This window comes from Frigoribacterium sp. PhB116, from assembly GCF_004364285.1.
Taxonomy (GTDB): Bacteria; Actinomycetota; Actinomycetes; order Actinomycetales; family Microbacteriaceae; genus Frigoribacterium.
Genome location: NZ_SOBE01000005.1, coordinates 180,954 through 199,981, shown reverse-complemented (window position 1 = coordinate 199,981; position 19,028 = coordinate 180,954). Strand labels below are relative to the sequence as shown.

General features: G+C 75.3%; 19 protein-coding genes and 1 riboswitch. Of the genes, 10 read left to right on the top strand and 9 right to left on the bottom strand.

The features are described from left to right. The first annotated feature begins 187 nt into the window (after positions 1 to 187). Positions 188 to 853 (top strand): SDR family NAD(P)-dependent oxidoreductase, encoded by a 666-nt coding sequence (locus EDF20_RS14635; protein WP_133739175.1) that lies wholly within the window; start codon positions 188 to 190, stop codon positions 851 to 853. A 250-nt stretch (positions 854 to 1,103) separates the two neighbouring features. Then, on the top strand, positions 1,104 to 1,505 hold the full coding sequence (locus tag EDF20_RS14630) for a cupin domain-containing protein (RefSeq protein ID WP_123547539.1): 402 nt from the start codon (positions 1,104 to 1,106) through the stop codon (positions 1,503 to 1,505). Between the two features lie 12 nt (positions 1,506 to 1,517). On the opposite strand, the gene EDF20_RS14625 is transcribed toward EDF20_RS14630, so the two are convergent. Continuing rightward, positions 1,518 to 2,192 (bottom strand): histidine phosphatase family protein, encoded by a 675-nt coding sequence (locus EDF20_RS14625; protein ID WP_123547538.1) that lies wholly within the window; start codon positions 2,190 to 2,192, stop codon positions 1,518 to 1,520. A gap of 131 nt (positions 2,193 to 2,323) precedes the next feature. On the opposite strand from EDF20_RS14625, the gene chrA reads away from it, so the two are divergent. Continuing rightward, complete coding sequence (gene chrA / locus EDF20_RS14620; protein WP_243833514.1) at positions 2,324 to 3,592, top strand: chromate efflux transporter; 1,269 nt, start codon at positions 2,324 to 2,326, stop codon at positions 3,590 to 3,592. 129 nt (positions 3,593 to 3,721) lie between these two features. Here the strand turns inward: chrA and EDF20_RS14615 are convergent, their stop codons facing one another. The 5 genes from EDF20_RS14615 to EDF20_RS14595 form a co-directional block, all read right to left on the bottom strand. Next, positions 3,722 to 3,892 carry an antitoxin gene (locus EDF20_RS14615; protein ID WP_123547536.1) on the bottom strand — a complete coding sequence of 57 codons (171 nt, stop codon included), beginning with the start codon at positions 3,890 to 3,892 and terminating at the stop codon, positions 3,722 to 3,724. 116 nt (positions 3,893 to 4,008) lie between these two features. Beyond that, positions 4,009 to 5,199: an ABC transporter permease gene (locus EDF20_RS14610; RefSeq protein ID WP_133739174.1), complete on the bottom strand. Its 1,191-nt coding sequence runs from the start codon at positions 5,197 to 5,199 to the stop codon at positions 4,009 to 4,011. Beyond that, positions 5,196 to 5,981: an ABC transporter ATP-binding protein gene (locus tag EDF20_RS14605; RefSeq protein ID WP_133739173.1), complete on the bottom strand. Its 786-nt coding sequence runs from the start codon at positions 5,979 to 5,981 to the stop codon at positions 5,196 to 5,198. Before EDF20_RS14605 ends, EDF20_RS14610 begins: the two co-directional genes overlap by 4 nt. Continuing rightward, on the bottom strand, positions 5,978 to 7,081 hold the full coding sequence (locus EDF20_RS14600; protein ID WP_133739172.1) for a peptidoglycan-binding protein: 1,104 nt from the start codon (positions 7,079 to 7,081) through the stop codon (positions 5,978 to 5,980). The genes EDF20_RS14605 and EDF20_RS14600 overlap by 4 nt, the downstream gene beginning before the upstream one ends. Beyond that, positions 7,078 to 7,602, bottom strand: a complete 525-nt coding sequence (locus EDF20_RS14595; RefSeq protein ID WP_123547532.1) for a hypothetical protein — start codon at positions 7,600 to 7,602, stop codon at positions 7,078 to 7,080. Before EDF20_RS14595 ends, EDF20_RS14600 begins: the two co-directional genes overlap by 4 nt. Positions 7,603 to 7,799: 197 nt before the next feature. On the opposite strand from EDF20_RS14595, the gene EDF20_RS14590 reads away from it, so the two are divergent. Beyond that, positions 7,800 to 8,567 carry a response regulator transcription factor gene (locus tag EDF20_RS14590; protein ID WP_133739171.1) on the top strand — a complete coding sequence of 256 codons (768 nt, stop codon included), beginning with the start codon at positions 7,800 to 7,802 and terminating at the stop codon, positions 8,565 to 8,567. Further along, positions 8,564 to 9,778 carry a HAMP domain-containing sensor histidine kinase gene (locus EDF20_RS14585; protein ID WP_133739170.1) on the top strand — a complete coding sequence of 405 codons (1,215 nt, stop codon included), beginning with the start codon at positions 8,564 to 8,566 and terminating at the stop codon, positions 9,776 to 9,778. The genes EDF20_RS14590 and EDF20_RS14585 overlap by 4 nt, the downstream gene beginning before the upstream one ends. A gap of 29 nt (positions 9,779 to 9,807) precedes the next feature. On the opposite strand, the gene EDF20_RS14580 is transcribed toward EDF20_RS14585, so the two are convergent. From EDF20_RS14580 to EDF20_RS14570, 3 genes are all read right to left on the bottom strand, one after another. Next, entirely contained in the window at positions 9,808 to 10,461 is a 654-nt protein-coding gene (locus EDF20_RS14580) for a magnesium transporter (protein WP_133739169.1), read from the bottom strand. A gap of 229 nt (positions 10,462 to 10,690) precedes the next feature. Next, a riboswitch (M-box (ykoK) riboswitch) is annotated at positions 10,691 to 10,872 on the bottom strand. A 31-nt stretch (positions 10,873 to 10,903) separates the two neighbouring features. Then, entirely contained in the window at positions 10,904 to 12,040 is a 1,137-nt protein-coding gene (locus EDF20_RS14575) for a HAMP domain-containing sensor histidine kinase (RefSeq protein WP_133739168.1), read from the bottom strand. A 7-nt stretch (positions 12,041 to 12,047) separates the two neighbouring features. Then, on the bottom strand, positions 12,048 to 12,752 hold the full coding sequence (locus EDF20_RS14570; protein ID WP_133739167.1) for a response regulator transcription factor: 705 nt from the start codon (positions 12,750 to 12,752) through the stop codon (positions 12,048 to 12,050). Positions 12,753 to 12,839: 87 nt separating this feature from the next. Here EDF20_RS14570 and EDF20_RS14565 point away from each other — a divergent pair, with 87 nt between their 5' ends. The 5 genes from EDF20_RS14565 to EDF20_RS14545 all read left to right on the top strand — a co-directional run bounded on the left by EDF20_RS14565 (position 12,840) and on the right by EDF20_RS14545 (position 18,890). After that, positions 12,840 to 13,613 carry a M15 family metallopeptidase gene (locus tag EDF20_RS14565; protein WP_243833513.1) on the top strand — a complete coding sequence of 258 codons (774 nt, stop codon included), beginning with the start codon at positions 12,840 to 12,842 and terminating at the stop codon, positions 13,611 to 13,613. Further along, the gene (gene alr, locus EDF20_RS14560) at positions 13,610 to 14,830 is read left to right on the top strand and encodes an alanine racemase (protein WP_243833512.1); all 1,221 of its coding nucleotides are present in this window, start codon (positions 13,610 to 13,612) and stop codon (positions 14,828 to 14,830) included. The genes EDF20_RS14565 and alr overlap by 4 nt, the downstream gene beginning before the upstream one ends. Beyond that, positions 14,827 to 15,843, top strand: coding sequence for an ATP-grasp domain-containing protein (locus tag EDF20_RS14555; protein ID WP_133739166.1), 1,017 nt, complete (start codon positions 14,827 to 14,829; stop codon positions 15,841 to 15,843). Before alr ends, EDF20_RS14555 begins: the two co-directional genes overlap by 4 nt. Beyond that, complete coding sequence (locus EDF20_RS14550; protein ID WP_133739165.1) at positions 15,840 to 18,050, top strand: CapA family protein; 2,211 nt, start codon at positions 15,840 to 15,842, stop codon at positions 18,048 to 18,050. The genes EDF20_RS14555 and EDF20_RS14550 overlap by 4 nt, the downstream gene beginning before the upstream one ends. A gap of 90 nt (positions 18,051 to 18,140) precedes the next feature. Beyond that, positions 18,141 to 18,890: a GntR family transcriptional regulator gene (locus EDF20_RS14545; protein WP_243833511.1), complete on the top strand. Its 750-nt coding sequence runs from the start codon at positions 18,141 to 18,143 to the stop codon at positions 18,888 to 18,890. Positions 18,891 to 19,028: the final 138 nt, after the last annotated feature.

Here is a 19,028-nt window from a genome sequence, read left to right as displayed (position 1 = left end):
CGGCCCCCCCCCCCCCCCCCCCCCCCCCCCCGCCCCCCCCGCCCCGCCCCCCCGCCCCCCCCCCCCCGGGGGGGGCCCCGGCCCCCCGGGGGGGGGGGGGGCCCCGCCCCACTCCGGGGTGCTTCGTGCGCCGGGCGTTCCCTGGCAGGGTGCGTCACGCCTCCTCGGGCGTCCGTAGGGTCGGGCCATGACCACACTCGCCATCATCGGCGCCGGCCAGGGCCTCGGCCTGGCCGTCGCCCGCCGCTTCGCCCGCGAGGGCCTCAGCATCGCGCTGATCGCCCGCGACCAGGCCAGGGTCGACGAGCTCGCCGCGACCCTCGTCGCCGAGGGGCACACGGCCGCCGGCTTCGTCGCCGACGTGCGCGACCGCCCCTCGCTCGTCTCCGCGCTCGAGCAGGCCGCCTCCCGCCTCGGGCCGATCGAGGTGCTGCAGTACAGCCCCCTCCCCGCCAAGGAGTTCATGCGCCCCGTCCTCGAGACCGTCGCCGACGACCTCGTCGGCCCGGTCGAGTTCTCGATCTACGGCCCGGCGACGGCGGCGCACCAGGTGATCCCGGGGATGCGCAGCATCGGCGGCGGCACGCTCCTCTTCGTCAACGGCGCCAGCGCGGTGCGACCGCGCGACGGCGTCACGGGCACGGCCGTCGCGTTCGCGGGCGAGAGCGCGTACGCGGAGCTGCTGCACGGCGCGCTGGCGCCCGAGGGCATCCACGTCGGACAGCTGATCATCCCGCTCGGCATCGGCGGCGGCGACCCTGCCCACGAGCCGGAGGTGCTCGCCGACACCCTGTGGACGATGCACGCCGAGAAGGGCGACTTCCGCGTCTACGCGGCGCCGCTGCCCGACTGACGCTGGCCCCCGGCCCTGGGACGAAGGAGGCGCGGTGCCCGTCGGGCGCCGCGCCTCCTTCCGTCCTGCCAGCCATCGGCGTGACCCCTCCCCGGCACCGGGCGTCGGCCCCGGCTCCACAGGGGCACCAGCAGGGCACCCCGGGCGGCGGGACGCCGTCGTAGCGTCGAGGTGCGCCTCGCGGTCAGCCCCGCGGCGGTGCGAGCGGCCGCCGCCCGGCCGGCCGCTCCCCCACGACCGAGGAGCACCCGTGCAGATCGTCCCGAAGACGCCCACCGTCAAGAACCCGCCCGAGCAGTTCACCGGCGACGTCTGGCTCGACGCGATCGCGTCGCCGCAGCAGGACGGCGACCGGATGACGGTGGTGAAGGTGCGGTTCCTGCCCGGCGCCCGCACCGCCTGGCACTCGCACGCGAGGGGGCAGACCCTGCACGTCACCGAGGGCGTCGCCCTGCTCGGCTCGCGGGACGGCACCGTGGTCGAGGCGCTGCCCGGCCAGACGATCTACACGCCTCCCGGCGAGCAGCACTGGCACGGCGCCACGCCGGACGACTACATGGAGCACCTGGCGATGATCGAGTCGGCCGACGACCCGTCGACCACCACGACGTGGCTCGAGCACGTGTCGGACGACGACTACCGGCGCCCGTAGCCCGAGGTGGCGTCAGTCCGCGTCGACCGTCTCGTCGAGCGCCTCGCCGGTCGGGTCGTTCGGGGCGGCGACGCCGACGGGCGCACCCTGCCAGCTCACGACCGTCCAGCCGGCCTCGGGCGAACCGGTGACCTCGATGACGCCCGTGTTCTCCATCTCGGTGCTGGTCGTGAACTCGGGGTCGACGTTGAGCGCGCGGCCGCCGAGCCAGACGCGGGTGGCGGCGCCGTGGCCGACGACCACCACGGTCGCGTGGTCGTCGTCGCGGTGCAGCGCGACGATGTCCGCGATCGCGGCGTCGAACCGCTCGAAGAACGCGTGGCCGTCCGGGGCGCCCGGGGCCGAGGCCGTGAGGTCTCCCCCTGCCCAGGCGATCAGCGGCAGGACGTAGCCCCGGAGCGCCTCCTCGTCGGTGCGGTCCTCGAGGTCGCCGGCCTCGATCTCGTGCAGTCCGTCACGGACGACGACGTCGAGCCCGAGGCGGGCGGCGAGGGGGGAGGCGGTCTGCTGGGCCCTGACCAGCGTCGACGCGTAGACGGCGTCGATCCGGTCGTCGCCCAGCGTCCCGGCGAGGGCCTCGGCCTGTTCGCGACCGAGGTCGGTGAGGTCGGGGCCGGGGGCCGCGCTGGAGACGGCACCTGCGGCGTTGGCGGTGCTCTGGCCGTGTCGGACGAGGAGGATGCGCACGTCGTCGAGTCTTCCACGGCTCGGATGTGACGGAAGTCCCAGGGCACCGGCACGCGGTGGTCACCCGTTCGTCACCGGTGGTCCACCTCGCCCGTCGGCCCGCCACCTCCCGGTCCGCCACGATGGACTCCGTGGACAGGACGGACCGGACGGGCGACGCCCCCCAGGGGGCGGCACCGCGCCCCGGCACGCCGTCCGAGGTGCTGCGCGCCTTCGCCGTGCTCGGCGTCACGTCGTTCGGCGGCCCGGTCGCGCACCTCGGCTTCTTCCGGGCCGAGCTCGTCGAGCGGAGGCGCTGGCTCGGCGACGCCGACTACGGCGACCTCGTCGTGCTGGGCCAGTTCCTCCCCGGTCCGGCCTCGAGCCAGGTCGGCTTCGGCCTCGGCCTGCTGCGCGCCGGCCCGGTCGGCGCCCTCGCCGCGTTCGCAGCCTTCACCCTCCCGTCGGCCCTCCTCATGCTCGCGGTCGCCTCGGGCGTCGGGTTCCTCGAGGGTCCGGTGGGTGCCGCGCTCGTGTCGGGCCTCACGATCGGCGCGGTGGCGATCGTCGCGCACGCCGTCGCGGGGATGGCCCGCTCGCTGGCTGCCGACCGGACCCGCGCCTCCGTCGCCGTGGTCGCCGCCGTGCTCGCGCTCGCGCTGCCGGGCTCGGCGGGGCAGCTCTCCGCGATCGCCGTCGGGGTGCTGGCGGGGCTGTGGCTGCTCCGCGGCGCGAGCGACCCGGCCGGCGGCACGGACGCCGCCCCGCCGGAGGCACCCGCGGCGTGGGCGGCCGCCGTTCCTCGGAGGGCCGCCGTCACGTGCCTCGCGGTCTTCGGCGCGCTGCTCGGCGGCCTGCCGCTGCTCGCCCACGCGACCGGCTCGGAGGCGGTCGCCCTCGTCGACGTCTTCTACCGGTCGGGAGCCCTGGTGTTCGGGGGCGGCCACGTGGTGCTGCCGCTGCTGCAGGCGGGCCTCGTCGACCCGGGCTGGGTGACCGAGGAGGCGTTCCTCACGGGGTACGCGGCGGCCCAGGCCGTGCCCGGCCCGCTCTTCACCCTCGCCACCTACCTCGGCGCCGTGACGACGCTCGGCCCGGGAGGTGCCGTCGGCGCCCTGCTCGCGACGCTGGCGGTCTTCGCGCCGGGCCTGCTCCTCCTCGTCGGGGTGCTGCCGTTCTGGGCGGCGCTGCGGGACCGCGCCTGGCTGCGCGGCGTCATGCGGGGCGCGGGGGCCGCGGTCGTCGGGCTGCTCGCGGCCGCGCTCTGGGACCCGGTGGTGACGACGGCGATCACGTCGACCGGGGCGTTCTGCCTCGCGCTCGTGTGCTTCGTGCTGCTGACGGCATGGCGGACCCCGCCGTGGGCCGTCGTGCTCGTCGCCGCGGCCGGCGGCCTCGTGCTCGCGGCTGCGGGCACGTGAGGCGTCGCCCGCGACACGGGCGGCCCGACGTCGGACAGGCCCGACGCCGAACGACACGACGCCGAACGACCTGACGACGAACGACCCGGCGCCGTTCCGGGCACCGGGTCGTTCGTCTGGGGCGTCGGCTCAGTGGCCGACCTTGCCGTCGGCGGCGTCGCCGGCCTTGTCGATCTTGTCGTCGTACTTTCCGCCGGTCTTCTGCGAGGCGGCCTGCTCGGCCTTGTCGATCCCCGCGTCGGTGGCCTTCTCGCCCTTGTCGCTGCTGAGCGCGTCCTTCGCGCTGTCCATGAGACCCATGTCGTCGTCCTCTCGTCGTCGGCCCGTCCAGCACGGACCCCCACCAGGAGACTCCGCGACGCTCGTCGCCGTCCGGACGCGCAGGCAGGTCACAGGCCGGGGACGACGGCGCGGGCTCACGACTGCAGGGCCTCCGTCGGCGGGGTCCGCGCGGCGCGGACCGCAGGCCAGAGCCCGGCGATCGCGCCGATCAGCAGGGTCGCTCCGAGGCCGGCGCCGAGCACGGCCGGCGGCACGGCGAGCGGCCACCCTCGCGAGGCCGCGAACACCGCGGTGACCGCCAGGCCGAGCACGATCCCCCCGACCCCGCCCAGCAGCGACAGCAGCAGCGCCTCGGCGAGGAACTGGTCGCGCACGTGGGCCTTCGTGGCCCCGAGCGCGCGACGGAGCCCGATCTCGCGGCGCCGCTCGAGCACCGAGATCACCATCGTGTTCGCGACGCCGATCCCGCCGACGAGCAGGGCCACCGACCCCAGGCCCACGAGCAGCCCGGTGAACGCCTGGTCGGCCGCCTGCCTGGCGGCGAGGGCGTCGGAGGGGCGTGCCACGCTGACCTCGGAGGGCGCGTCGGGGCGGATGGTCGGCGCGATCAGCTCGCGCACCTCGTCGACCCTCTCGTCGTCGACCCTCAGGTACACCGCCGAGGGCGGCACGGCGGCGCCGGTGAGCACCTCGGCGTCCCGCTCGCCGATCAGCGCGGAGCGGTCGACATCCGACGCGAGCGGAGAGGGCTCGAGCACCCCGATGACGAGGTGCTCGGTCTTCCCGACGAGCACGTGCTGGCCGGGCCTGCTGACGCCGAGGGCCTCGGCAGCGGCCGATCCGAGCACCACGGTGGGATGGGACGCGGTGCCGTCCGTGAACCAGGTGCCGGCCGCGAGGTCCGTGCCGAGCACGTCGAGCAGCCCCGAGGAGGCGGTCCGCACCGCGATCCCGCCGGTCTCGCCCTCGGGAACGGCGGCGCTGCGGTAGACGCCGGTGTCGGCGACGAGCCCCGTCGACGCGACCGACTCGACACCGTCGACCCGTGCTGCCGACCCCAGCGTGGTCAGGGGCAACGGCGTCTTCTCCCCGAAGAGGTCCTGCCCCTGGCTGGCCTCGAGCAGGTTGGTCCCGAGCGTGTCGAGCTGCGCTGCGAGCCGAGCCTGGCTCGAGGTGGAGATGCCGACGACGGCGATCATCGCGGCGATGCCGATCGCGATCCCGAGGGCGGAGAGCAGGGCCCTGGTGGGGCGGGTGAGGAGTCCGGACGCTCCCAGGCGGAGGACGTCCGCCGGGAGCAGCCGTGATGCGGTCGGGTCGGTCATGAGAGGGCTCCTCTGCTCGGGGCGAGCGTGGGCAGGCCGCCCGGACCCGGCGTCGGCCGGACCGCCGACGAGCTGTCGTCCACCACATGGCCGTCCCGGATGGTCACGCGTCGGGGAAGACGGGCTGCGAGGTCGACGTCGTGGGTGATGACGATGATCGACGTCCCCTCCCGGTGCAGCTCGTGCAGCAGCTCGACGATGCCGGCGCCGGCGCGGCTGTCGAGGTTGCCGGTGGGCTCGTCGGCCAGCAGCAGCGGCGGCCGGTGCACCACGGCCCGGGCGATCGCGACGCGTTGGCGTTCCCCGCCCGACAGCTGGTTCGGCTCGTGGTCGAGCCGGTGCCCGAGTCCGACCCGCTCGAGGGCCGCCACCGCCCGCTGGCGTCGCGACCGCTGTGGCACGCCCGAGTAGAGGAGCCCCGCGGCGACGTTGTCGACCGCCGAGACGCCCTCGCTGAGGTGGAACTGCTGGAACACGAAGCCGATGCGGTGGGCCCGCAGCCCCGAGAGGGCGCGGTCGCTCTGGGCCGCGACGTCGACACCGTCGATCAGGACGGTCCCCGTCGTCGGCCGGTCGAGGGTGCCGAGCACGTTGAGCAGGGTCGACTTGCCCGACCCGGACGGGCCGACGACCGCGAGCAGCTCGCCGCGCTGCACGGTCAGGGAGACGTCGGCGAGCGCGACGGTCGGCGGCCGGCCGTAGGTGCGTCCGACGTCGCGGAGCTCGACGACCGGGTCGGGCGCGCCCGCTGGCGACGTCGGGGCCACTGCCGATGTGCTCATGCGGGCACCACGACCTCGTCGCCCTCGGAGACGTCGCCCGAGATCTCGACCCGGTCTCCCGCGAACAGGCCGACCTCGACGGGCACCAGGCGTGAGCCCGAGGCCCCGCCGACGACCTCGACGACGAACCCGCCGCCGCTGGCGGCGCCGAGCGCCGTGACCGGCACGGACAGGACTCCCTCGCGGACCTCCGACCGGAAGCCGACCTGGACGGCGGCAGCCGTCAGGTCCCCGGCCGCGGCCGGGTCGTCGAACGACACCGAGACGGCGACGACGGTCTTGCCGTCGGCGTCACGAGGCGCTCCGACTCCGGTGACTCTTCCGGCGGCGGACCCTCCGGTCGGCAGGTCGATCGTCACCACCCCGTCGAGGCGGGCGAGGGGGGAGCCGACGGGCAGGTCGACGGTGACGACGCGGTCCCTACGGGAGGTCGGGTAGAGCGGGGCCCCCGCGCCGACCTCGTCGCCGACGGCGACCCCGGCCTCGCCCGCGGTGAAGGTGCCCGTGACGAACTGGATGCGCCCCTTCTCGAGCGCGCCGGTGCGGGGCAGCCCGAGCTCTTTCTGCCACGCCTTCACGGCCGCCTCGGTCCGCGCGTCGAAGTGGTCGTTCGCCGTGCCCTTGAGGAAGCCCCACGCGACGAGGCTGCGCTCGAGCTGCCCGACGTCGGGCCCGTCGGTCATCCCGGACTCGATGCTGCGCCACTGGGGCAGCGACCCCTCGACGGCGAGCACGGGCGTGTCGTCCACCCGGTACAGCACCGAGCGGGACGTGAGCTCCGTCCCGGGGGCAGGCAGCTCCGTGACGGTGCCGCCGAGTCCGGCGACGACCGCCGGGCCGCCGAGGAGGCTGAGCTTGCCGGCCTTCTGCGTGACGCCGGTGAGGTCGCCCCGGGTCACCTCCGCCGTGACCGTCGGGGCGGCCGCACCCGCGCCGGACTCGCCGTCGGCGTCGGCGGCGGCCCCGCCCGGCGGGCCGACGAGCACGACTCCCGTGACGACCACGGCCGCGGTCGCGACGGCGGCGACGGACAGCCACACCCAGCGGCGTCGGCGCCCGCGACCCGGAGAGGTGCCGGCGTCGTTCTCGACCGAGGTCACTTCTGCACCGTCACGGAGCCGTTGCCCGCCGCCCCGCCGCAGGCCTCGAGGACGTCGTCGGGGACGTCCTCCGCGCCGTTGCCGAGGCCCGAGCCGCCCTCGCTCGGGTCGGCGACGTCGTAGCCCTTCTCGCGGAGGCACTTCGCGGACTCACGTGCCTGCTCCTCGAACTCCTTCTGGAGCTTCTTCTCCTGGGCCGTCACGGGCCTCGGGCCGAGCTCGTCCGTGACCTTCTTCTCGCACTTGTCGATGGACGCGGTCATGGCGTCCATGTCGCCGGTCATGGGGATGCCCTGCTTCATGCCGTCGGCGGAGGGGTCCGGCATGTCGATGCCCTCGCTGCGCAGGCACGACGCGTTCGCGACGTCCCACTTCTGCGCGTCGGAGGAGACCTGCGAGTCGCTCTTCACGTCCGGCGTCGCGTCGCCGTCGCCCGAGGTGCAGGCGGCGAGGGCGACGACGAGGAGGGGCACGGCGGCCAGGGCGAACAGCGCACGGGAGGTGCGGGAGGTGGTGGTCATGGTCTGTTCCTTCGCTGGAGGAGGTGCGGGGCGACCACGCGGCCGCTCCCGGTCCGCTCGGAGAGGGACGACGACGATCCCACCGTCCAGCGCGTTGCGAGGTCGTAAACAGCCCGCTTTATGCTGACGTGACAGGTCACATGTGACACTTCCTCCGGAAGCGCATCCGCTCCCGTCGCCCGATCGAGAGGAACTCCGTGCGCGTACTGGTCGTCGAGGACGAGCCCTGGCTGGCCGAGGCCGTGCAGACCACGCTCGAGCGCGCGTCGATGTCGGTCGACGTCGCGCCCGACGGCGAGGCCGCCCTCGAGCGCCTGGCCGTGGTGGACTACGACGCCGTCGTGCTCGACCGCGACCTCCCGGGCGTCCACGGCGACGACGTCTGCGCCGCGATCGCCGCGACGCCCGACGGGCCCGCCGTGCTGATGCTGACCGCCGCCGGCGCCCTGCGCGACCGCGTCGGCGGTCTCGAGCTCGGGGCGGACGACTACCTCACGAAGCCGGTGGAGTTCCCCGAGCTGGTCGCCCGCCTGCGGTCGCTGGCGCGCCGCCCTCGCCGGGCGGCGCCTCCGGTGCTCCGCTGCGGGTCGCTGCGCTGGGACCCGTTCCGGCACGAGGTCGAGCGCTCCGGACGCCACGTGCGGCTGACCCGCAAGGAGTTCGCGGTGCTCGGCGTGCTGCTGGCAGCCGAGGGCGGGGTCGTCAGCGCCGAGCACCTGCTCGAGAAGGCCTGGGACGAGAACGCCGACCCGTTCACGAACTCGGTCCGCGTCACCATCTCGAACCTCCGCCAGCGGCTGGGCGAGCCGTGGATGATCCACACCGTGCCCGGCGTCGGCTACCGGCTGCTGCCCGACACGGACACGGACACGCACGCGGGCACGGGCACGGGCACGGGCACCGACGCGGCCGCCCGCACTCGTGGGGACGCCTCGGACGTCGGCCGCACGGGACTCTCCCGGTGAGGCGCCCCGGCACCGGCACCTACTGGCAGCGACGCCGACTGAGCGCGCGGGCGAGGCTGACCCTGACCTTCACGGGGCTGCTCTTCGTGGTCGGCGCCGCGATCGTGACGAGCGTCGTCGTGGTCATGCGGTACCTCCCCCGCTACGCCATCACCGCCGTCGTCGGCCCCGCGGTCGACATGCGCCCCAGCGAGGTCACGGCCCCGACGCCGGCCCCGACCTCCGAGCGCGTCCCCGTCGCCCCCGACGCGACCGGCCTGACCGACACGCTGATCTCCGACTCGCTGACCATCAACGGCGAGGGCGACCTGCTCCGCGTGTTGCTCACGACCTGCCTCGTGGTCTTCGTCGTCGCGCTCGCGCTGGGCGCCTGGCTGAGCTGGGTGCTCGCCGGGCGCCTCCTGCGGCCCCTCGACCACCTCGCCGACGCGGCACGCGAGGCCGAGCTCGGCCAGACGAGCAGGCGCCCGACGCTCGACCACGACCGCCTCGCGCTGGCCGGTCCCCACGACGAGTTCCACCGCCTCGCGAACGCGTTCGACGACATGCTCGAGCGCCTCGACGGCTCGTACCGGGCGCAGCAGCGCTTCGCCGCGAACGCCTCCCACGAGCTCCGGACCCCGCTGGCGACGACCCAGGCGATGCTCGACGTCGCCCTCGCCGAGCCGCAGAGCGTCGACCTCGAACGTCTCGGCACGCGGCTGCGCGAGACCAACACCCGCAGCCTGAGGACGGTGGAGGCGCTGCTCACCCTGGCGGACGCGACCGCCGGCCAGGGCGACGACCGCCCCGTCGACCTGCGCGAGCTCGTCGTCGACGCGCTCACCCGGGCCGAGCCGACGGCCGCCGCGGCCGGCACGACGCTGGTCGACGACCTCGAGCCGGCCGTCGTCGAGGGAGACCCCGCCCTGCTCGCCGCCCTCGTGACGAACCTCGTCGACAACGCGCTGCGGCACGGGCGCCCCGGCGGCCGGGTCGAGGTCGTGCTCCGGGGCCGCCTCCTGAGCGTCGCCAACGACGGTGACGTCCTCGAGCCCGACGAGGTCGCCCGCCTGACCGAGGCGTTCCACCGAGGCGCCCGCCGCGTGCACGGCGCCGGGGGGCACGGGCTCGGCCTGGCGATCGTGCAGGCCGTCGCCGACCGGCACGGGGCCCGACTCGAGCTCGTGCCGAGGCGCGCGGGTGGACTGCGCGTGGACGTCGAGTTCTGAGCGTCAGTCGCCGCTCGTCTCGGCCCGCCTCACACCAGCTGGTCGCTGAGGACGACGGCAGCGATCGAGAAGTAGATCGTCACCCCGACGAGGTCCATGATCGACGTGATCAAGGGCGCCGAGAGCGTCGCCGGGTCGATCCGCAGGGCGCGTGCCGCGAAGGGCAGCACGGCGCCGAGGAGCCCGCCGACCACGGTCACGATCAGCATGGTGGCCCCGACGATGACCATGATGTCGAGGCTGACGCTCTTGACGAAGTACGCGAGGACCACCTCGAGGACGGCGACCGTGGCGCCGAGGCAGGCGGCGACGAGCAGCTCGCGGCGGACGATGGCCCAGACGTCGCGCCACGTCGCCCTGACGGTGTCGACGGCCATGGACCGGATCACGAGCGTGGCGGCCTGACTGCCCGTGTTGCCGCCCATGTCGATGATCGGTGCGAGGAACGCGGCGAGGACGAGGGCGGACGTCAGGATCTCCTCCTGGGCGGCGACGAGCGTGCTCGTCACGATCCCGAAGAGGGTGAGCAGGACGAGCCACAGGGCCCTGTTGAGGAACAACGAGCGCAGCGGGGACAGCTTCGCGTCGAGGTCGCGACGGACCGTGCCGGGGGTCGAGAGGGTCGCGGCGACAGTGGCCGAGGAGGCGCAGCGGGCGCAGGCGGGAGCGGTGGGGACGGACATGGTGGTGCCTTTCGGTCGTGCGGGACGGGGGCGCCGGAGGCGCGCCGCGCCGCCGGGCGACCGTGCCCGGCCGACTGCGTGTGCAGCTGACCGTCAGGCGCGCCCGGGGCGGGCAGGAGGAACGCGCTATGACCACTGCCCATGCAGCATCACCTCCACCTGTCCGGGCCCCGACGGGCCGACCGTGGCGCATGACGACGACGCGCGTCAGCGCACCGGAACGAGCCGGCCGGCAGCCCCATGTGAGAGCTTCAGCACTACACGACGTGATCCCGACGACCGACGGTCGACGGGAAGCCACTTCGGATCACCCCTTGAGCCGGAGAGATCTGTCCTGACCCTGGGCGTCTCTCGACGTCGTCGGATCAGTGGCCTGTGTTCGCGCAGACGCCTCGCCTAACGAGATGCCGCACGCCGACGATACTGACGTATCACACGGCAGTCAAGAGCTGTCGGCGACGAAGGCGCGTGCGAGCTGCACCCGGACGACGAGACCGCCGCCGGGCCGGGGCGCGAGGTCGAGCCGTCCGCCGTGCGCCCGCACGACCGCGTCCACGATCGCGAGGCCGAGGCCCGTGCCGCCGTCCCCGTCGTGCAGGCGGGCGGCCCCGCGCTGGAACGGCCGCGTGAGCGTCGGCACGAGGTCGCGGGGCACCTCCTCGCCGGTGTTGTCCACGACGAGCTCGACGTGGTCGCCGTCGACCCGGGTCCGCACGTGCACCACGGCCGGCTCGCCCGTGCGGCCCTCGCCGAGCCGGGTGCGGTCGCCGGAGCCGTCGACGTTGTGGACGATCCCGTTGTGCACGAGGTTCGTCACCACCTGCAGCAGCAGCGCCGGCGAGCCCGAGGTCGACGCGGCCTCGCCCGAGGCGTCGAGGGCGACCCCCCTCGGCTCGGCCAGCGGCAGCAGCGTCTCGACCGCCTCCTCGGCCAGCAGGGAGAGGTCGACGACCTCGCGCACGGCGGGGAGCTGGTCGGCCCGGCTCAGCAGCAGCAGGGCCTCGGTCAGGTCGACGGCCCGCGTGTTGACCGCGCTGAGGCGCTCGACGAGCAGGGCGGCATCACGGGACGGGTCCTCCCGCGCGACGTCGAGCAGCGCCCGGGTCACGGCGAGCGGCGTCCTCAGCTCGTGGGAGGCGTTGGCCGCGAACCGCTGCTGGGTCTCGACCTGCGCCTCCACCGTCTCGAGCATCGCGTCGAAGGCGTCGGCCAGGTCGCGGAACTCGTCGGAGCGACCGGGGAGGTCGACGCGGTGCGAGAGGGACCCGGCCTCGACACGGCGGGCGGCCTCGGCCAGCCGCTCGAGCGGGGCCAGTACCTGACCCGCGAGCAGCCAGCCGCCGACCAGGCCGAGCACGAGGAGGACCGCGAGGGCGAGGCCGGCGCGGGGCAGGAACGCGTCGACGAGGTCGCCGCGCCCGGGCACGAAACTGCCCGTGGAGTCGACTCGCCGGGGCACGTAGCGCAGCAGGAACAGCCAGACGACCGCGAGCAGGAGCAGGCCCGTGACGACCACGACGCCCGCGTAGCTGAGCGCGAGGCGCACGCGGACGCTGACGCCGCGGGGCCTCGGCGCCACGGGGGGCCTAGGCACGGTCGGGGGCCTCCGCACGGTCACCGGCCGGAGCGGACCCGGTGTCGATCCGGTACCCGACGCCCGGCACCGTCGCGATCACCCACGGCTCGCCCAGGCGCTTGCGCAGGGCCGACATCGTGATCCGGACGGCGTTCGTGAAGGGGTCCGCGTTCTCGTCCCAGGCCCGCTCGAGCAGCTGCTCGGCGCTGACCACCCCGCCGCCCGCCCCGACGAGCACCTCGAGCACGGCGAACTGCTTGCGGGTGAGGGCGACGTGTCGCCCGTCGCGGTGCACCTCGCGACGGAACGGGTCGATCCGCAGCCCGGCGAGCTCGGTGACCGGCGGGCGGTGGTGGGTGCGCCTCCGGTCGAGCGCCCTCAGCCGGAGCACGAGCTCGCGCAGGTCGAACGGCTTCGTGAGGTAGTCGTCGGCGCCGGCCTCGAAGCCGGCCGACTTGTCGTCGAGGCGGTCCGCCGCCGTGAGCATGAGCACGCGGACGCCGCTGCCCGAGGCGACGATGCGCTCCGCGACCTCGTCGCCCGAGGGGCCGGGCACGTCGCGGTCGAGCACGGCGACGTCGTAGCTGTTGAGGTCGAGCAGCTCGAGTGCCGTGTCGCCGTCGCCGGCCACGTCGGAGGCGATCGCCTCCAGCCGCAGGCCGTCGTGGATCGCCTGGGCCATCAGGGGCTCGTCCTCGAGGATCAACACGCGCATGCGCTCGATGGTACGAGCCGGGAGGTATCCGCCGCGTATCAGAAATGCTCAACGTCACGGCAACGGCCCCTGCCGTGCACTGGGACCATGTCCGACACCGCCCCGCTCCCGATCCCGGCGCCCCGTGCGCCCCTCGCGGCTCCCGCCGAGGCACCTGCTCCCGCCGACGCATCCGCTCCCGGCCGTCGGCGGCTCGGCGCCCGCGACCTCACGCTGATGGTGGCCGCTGCCGTGCTCCTCGTGGCCGCGCTCGTGGCCGCCGCCTGGGCGGGCGTCGCGTTCTCCGGTGGCACCCCGGTCGGCGGCGGCAGCATCGGCGGCCGTGCGGGCGACAGCGGCGCCGCCGGGCCGGTCGACGGCGCGGTCCTCGCCGGCGACGGCGATCCGTCCCGCGACCAGGACGCGACCGGGGTGGCGGGCGGGGTCGTCCCCGACGGCACCTCGGCCTTCGACGTCGACGTGCCGGGGCTCGCGGGGCTCGACCCGCGCCTCCTCGACGCCCTGCAGCGCGCCGCGACCGACGCCTCCTCCGACGGCGTGGACGTCGTCGTCAACAGCGGCTGGCGCTCCGCGGCCCACCAGGAACAGCTGCTGCGGGACGCGGTCGCGCAGTACGGGTCGGCCCGGGAGGCGGCGCGCTGGGTGGCCACGCCGGCCACCTCCGCGCACGTGAGCGGCGACGCCGTCGACATCGGCTCGTGGGACGCGACCGACTGGTTCTCCCGGAACGGCGCCTCCTACGACCTCTGCCAGGTCTACGAGAACGAGACTTGGCACTACGAGCTGCGGGACGGCGCCTCGCGGAACGGCTGCCCGCCGATGTACCGCGACCCGACCGAGGACCCGAGGATGCGCGCGTGAGCGCGGCGTCCGCCCTGCGCGTGCCCTCCTCCCTGCGCGTGCACGACGACGCCGTCCGGGCCAACACGGCGCACTTCGCCGCGCTGACCGGCGGCCGGCTGATGGCCGTGCTCAAGGCCGACGGCTTCGGCCACGGCTCGGTGGCGGCGTCGGTGGTCGAGAGCGGCGCGCGGTCCGTCGGCGTGACGTCGGTCGAGGAGGCGCTGGCCCTGCGCGCCGAGGGCGTGCGCGTGCCCGTCCTCAGCTGGCTCAATCCGCCGGACGCCGACTTCGAGGCCGCGATCCGCGCCGACGTCGACCTGGCCGTCCCCGGGCCCGAGCTGCTGCACACGGTCGCCCGCGCGGCCCGCTCCGCCGGGCGGCCGGCCCGCCTGCACCTGCACGTCGACGTCGGCATGGCGCGGGACGGCTGCCCCCCGACAGCGTGGCGCGCCCTGTGCGACCTCGCCCGGGAGCTGCGCGCGACCGGCCAGGTGCGCGTCGTCGGGGTGATGGGGCACATGTCGTGCGCCGACCGCCCGGGCGACGAGCAGAACGAGCGGGAGCGCTTCGTCTTCGATGCGGCTCTGCGGACGGCGAGGAGGCGCGGGCTGGCCCCCGCGGTCGCCCACCTCGCGGCGACGGCGGCCACCGTGACGGGTGCGGGAGCCGGCTTCGACCTGCACCGGATCGGGGCGGGGCTCTTCGGGATCGACCCGTCGGGCACCTCCTCGGCCCTACGTCCGGCCCTGACGCTCACGTCGCACGTGGTGTCGTCCCGCGAGGCCGAGGCGGGGACCGGCGTCGGGTACGGCCTGGCGCACGTGCTGCCGCGACGCACGAACCTCGCCCTGCTCCCGATCGGCTACGGCGACGGCCTGCCCCGGGCGGCCTCGCACCGCGCCGAGGTCCTGGTCCACGGCCGCCGACGACGCGTGGTCGGCCTCTTCTCGATGGACATGGTCGTCGTCGACACGGGGGACGACCTCGTTCGGCCGGGCGAGTCCGCCGTCCTGTTCGGCCCGGGAGAGGACGGCGAGCCCACGGTGGCCGACTGGGCCCGCTGGGCCGACACCGTGCCGCACGAGATCGTCACGCGGATCGGCAGCCGTGTCGCGCGGGTGCACCGCACGACCGCTGCCTCCGCGCCCGGCGCCTCCTCCGCGCCCCGCCCTTCCTCCGCGCCCCGCGCCTCCTCGATCCCCCTCCCCTCCGACGAAGCAGGAACCCTCGCATGACAGGACAGAACGCCGTGACGACCGACCGGGAGAGCCGGCGCGTGGCCGTGATCGGAGGCGGGGCGAACGGCGAGCACGAGGTGTCGCTCGCCTCGGCGGCGGCGGTCACGCGGGCGGTGCGCGAGCTCGGCGCCGATGCCGTCGCGCTCACCGTCGACCGCGAGGGCGGCTGGCACCTCGAGGGCGAGGGCGCCCTCACGCCCGCGCAGGCCGTGGCCGTGCTGACGGACTGCGCCGTCGCCTTCCCGGTGCTGCACGGCGTCGACGGCGAGGACGGCGCCGTGGCGGGGCTGCTCGTGATGACCGGGGTGCCCTTCGTCGGCTCGCCGGTGCGGGCAGGCGCCCTCGCCGCCGACAAGTGGGCCACGAAGCTCGTCGCCGAGGCGGTCGGCGTGGCCACCGCACCGGGCGTGCTCGTGCGGGCCGGCGACGGCGTCTGCCGCGGCGGCGGCCACGGGCCGCACGGCATCACGCTCGCGCCGCCCCTCGTGGTCAAGCCGACGTCAGCCGGGTCGAGCGACGGGGTGTCGGTCGTCGCCGACCTCGCCGAGCTGCCCGCTGCGGTGGCCCACGCCCGGACCGCCGGCGAGCTGGTGCTCGTCGAGTCGTTCGTCGAGGGCAGCGAGGTCGACATCGCCCTGTTCCGCGACGCGGGAGGCGTGCTGCGCGCTGGGTCGACCCTCGAGATCGGCGTCGACCCGCGCGGGGTCTTCGACCGCGACAGCAAGTACGACGGGAGCGCGGAGTTCACGCTGCCGGCCCGCCTCACGCTCTCCGAGCACACCGCGGTCGAGCGGGCGGCCCGCCTGCTCTACGACGCGCTCGGCTGCGACGGCGTCGCCCGCTTCGACTTCTTCGTCACGGACGCCGGCGTCGTGCTCAACGAGGTGAACACGTCGCCGGGGTTCACGGAGCGGTCGCAGGTCCCCCGGATGTTCGAGGCCGTCGGCCTCGGCTACGTCGAGCTCGTCGGGGCGCTCGTCGACGCCGCGCTGGCCGGCGGTCGCGCGTGAGCGTCGCGGCCGCGAGCGCCCCGGCGTCGGCCTCGTCGCCCGCGTCGCGCGAGGGCTGGGCCGACGCGCTCAAGGGGCTGCTCATCGTGTTGGTGGTGCTCTGGCACGTCGTCCTGAAGAGCACGTTGCAGGTCGACTGGCAGCTCGGCCTGCCGGTGCCCGGCGCCTGGGGCCTCGCCGTCGACGCCGTCTGGCCGTTCCTCATGCCGGCGTTCGTGCTGGTCTCGGGCGTCTTCGCCGCGGGTGCGCTGGCCCGGCCGTGGTCGGCGGTCCTCCGGCCGCGGGTGATGCGCTTCGCCTGGCTGTACCTGCTGTGGTCGCTGATCCACACGGCCGCCCTCTGGGCGTTCCCCGAGTTCCCGACCTTCGTGCCCCGCAGCGTGGCCGAGTTCGTCGAGGCCGTCACGATCAGCCCGATGAGCACCTGGTACCTCCACGCCCTCGTGCTCTACTTCGTCGTGGCGAAGGCGCTGCGCCGGGTTCCGCCGGTCGTCGTCGTCGCGGCCGCCGCCGCGCTGTCCGTCGTCGTCTCGTCCGGGCTCGTCGAGGTGGTGTCGAACCGGGGGCAGCTGCTCGGCGACCTCGTCTTCTTCGTGCTCGGCGCCTCCCTCGCGCCGTGGCTCCGCCGGGTCGTGCCCGGCGCGCGCCTCCGGGTCGTCCTCGGGCTGGTGGCCGTGTACGCCGCGGCGTTCGCGGCCGTGCGCGTCACCGGCTCCGCGACGGTGCCGGGTGCCTGGCTGGCCCTGTCGCTGCTGGGGTCGAGCGCGGTCCTCGCGGCGTCGCCGTGGCTGGCGCGGCTCCGGGGCGTCGGCCCCGTGCTGGTGCGGCTCGGACGGCGGAGCCTGCCGATCTACCTGCTGCACATGCCCCTCCTCGCCCTCGCCGACCACCTGCTCGCCGAGCCGCTCTCGGGGGCGCGGGTGGGCGCGAAGCTGGTCGCCGCCACCGCGCTGCCCGTGGCGCTGACGGCGGCGCTCGTCGGGATCTGCCTCGTGATCGGCCGGCTCGCGGCCCGCGACGGTCTGGGCTGGCTCTGGGACCTGCCGGGGCGGCGCACGTCCCGGGCGGTCGAGGTCGACCGGCCGCACCCGCCAGCGGGTCGCTCGGATCGGACGCCGCGACGGTCGGGCCGGGCGCCCTGGCGCGCCGGCGCGGCCGTGCTGCTGCTCGTGCTCGGCGGTGTCGCCGGCATCCGTGCCCAGCAGCTCGCCGGCTGCACGGTCGACCTGCCCGCGCGGCCGGCCGCCGTCGACGGGCAGGTCAGCATCGGTGTCGTCGGCGACGTCCTGATGCACGACGTCGGGCACCGCGTGCCGGCCGACGGAGGCGCGAGCCATTTCGACGAGGTGCGCCCCTGGTTCACCGAGGACCTCGTCACGGGCAACCTCGAGCAGGTCGTCGCCGACGACACCGGGTTCGACAAGTGCGCCGCCGGCAGCGACTGCCTGGCGTTCCGCAGCGACCCGGGGACGGCGGCGCACCTCGCCGGCTTCGACCTGATGAACATGGCGAACAACCACACCGGCGACTTCGGCCCGGTCGGGTACCGCGAGACGAGGGAGGCCCTGGCCGGCCAGGGCATCGCCGCCGTCGGCGAGCGCGACGAGATCGTCTGCACCCGGATCGGCAGCACGGTCGTCGCCGTCGTCGGCTTCGCCCCCTACGCGGGCACGAACCGGGTCACCGACCTCAGGCACGTGCGGAAGCTCGTGTCCGCGGCGCAGAGGGCCGCCGACGTCGTGGTGGTCCACGCCCACATGGGCGCCGAGGGGCCGGACGCGAACGTCGTCCGTCCCGGCCCCGAGCAGATGTTCGGCGAGGACCGCGGCGACCCCGTGGCCTTCGCGCACGCCGCCGTCGACGCCGGCGCGGACCTCGTGGTCGGGCACGGGCCGCACTCGCTGCGGGGGGCCGAGTTCCGCGACGGGAAGCTCATCGCCTACAGCCTCGGGAACTTCGGCGGCGGGGGCGTCTTCGGGGCAGAGGAGGCGACGCGGCACGGCGTGTACCTGGACGTCGTGCTCGACGCGGACGGGTCGTTCGTGCGGGGGCAGCTGAGGTCGGCACGGTTCGACTTCGCGGACGGCCGGCCCGTGCCCGACCCCGCGGGGAAGGCAGCCGCCCTCGTGCGCGAGTTCGGCGAGCGCGACCTGCCGACGACGGCGCCGCTGATCGGGCCCGACGGCGAGCTCTCGCCGCGCGGGTGAGGCGGCGGCGGCGCGCCCGCGCCGCGGAGGGCGAGCATCCGAGGGCCGAGCGGGCCGGGGCACGACGGGCGCGATCGGTAGGCTCCGAGCGTGGCCAGCTCCCTGTACGACCAGATCGCCGACGACCTGCGTCGCCGCATCCTCAGCGGCGACCTCGCGGTCGGCGACGACGTGCCCAGCGAGGGCGAGCTCGCGGAGCAGTGGCGCACCTCCCGCGGTCCCATCCGCAACGCCCTCGCGGCACTGCGCAGCGAGGGCCTCGTCGAGACCCGGCGCGGCCGGCCCGCCCGCGTCGTCGCCCGCAAGGCGCACCACCCCGTCGACGTGTCGATCCCGTTCACGAAGTGGGTGCGCGACGTGGGCGGCGAGCCGGGCGCCCGCACCCAGGAGGTGTCGCTGCGGCGAGCGGACGACGAGAAGGCGAGGGCGCTGGGCATCGAGCCCGGAGACCTCGTCGTCGACGTCGTGCGCCTGCGGTTCGTCGACGGGCGCCCCACCATGCTCGAGCGCCTCACCTTCATCGAGGAGGTCGGCCGGGTGCTCTTCGACGTCGACCTCGACACGGTCTCGATCACCGAGTACCTCGACTCGCGGGGGTTCGGCTACGACGACATCGACCACGAGATCGACGCGGTGGCGGCCGACGAGCTCGACGCCGAGCTGCTGGGCGTCGACCTCGGGACGCCGATCCTGCGGCTGCACCGCGTGACCCGAGGCCGCGACGGCCGCACCTTCGAGGCCTCCGACGACCGCTACCGCAGCGACATCGTCCGCTTCACGGTCGCGGCGTCGGGCCGGGCCCGCGAGGGCGGCCACTTCATCCGCGCGATCGGCGCCTGAGCACCTGCTCGACCGGCGCGTGACCCGAGGAGGCGTGCGCCGCCTCCTCTAGGCTGCGCACCTGCCGAGGGCGGGTCTTCTGGCTCGAGGGCGGGTCGCTGCGGACCCGCCCTCGGCCCGGAAGACCCGCCCTCGATG

What these genes read in the sequence shown, in the direction of transcription:
- EDF20_RS14635 (WP_133739175.1), top strand. Translation starts at nt 188, where the DNA reads ATGACCACACTCGCCATCATCGGCGCCGGCCAGGGCCTCGGCCTGGCC.
- EDF20_RS14615 (WP_123547536.1), bottom strand. Translation starts at nt 3,892, where the DNA reads ATGGGTCTCATGGACAGCGCGAAGGACGCGCTCAGCAGCGACAAGGGC.
- EDF20_RS14610 (WP_133739174.1), bottom strand. Translation starts at nt 5,199, where the DNA reads ATGACCGACCCGACCGCATCACGGCTGCTCCCGGCGGACGTCCTCCGC.
- EDF20_RS14605 (WP_133739173.1), bottom strand. Translation starts at nt 5,981, where the DNA reads ATGAGCACATCGGCAGTGGCCCCGACGTCGCCAGCGGGCGCGCCCGAC.
- EDF20_RS14595 (WP_123547532.1), bottom strand. Translation starts at nt 7,602, where the DNA reads ATGACCACCACCTCCCGCACCTCCCGTGCGCTGTTCGCCCTGGCCGCC.
- EDF20_RS14580 (WP_133739169.1), bottom strand. Translation starts at nt 10,461, where the DNA reads ATGTCCGTCCCCACCGCTCCCGCCTGCGCCCGCTGCGCCTCCTCGGCC.
- EDF20_RS14570 (WP_133739167.1), bottom strand. Translation starts at nt 12,752, where the DNA reads ATGCGCGTGTTGATCCTCGAGGACGAGCCCCTGATGGCCCAGGCGATC.
- EDF20_RS14565 (WP_243833513.1), top strand. Translation starts at nt 12,840, where the DNA reads ATGTCCGACACCGCCCCGCTCCCGATCCCGGCGCCCCGTGCGCCCCTC.
- EDF20_RS14555 (WP_133739166.1), top strand. Translation starts at nt 14,827, where the DNA reads ATGACAGGACAGAACGCCGTGACGACCGACCGGGAGAGCCGGCGCGTG.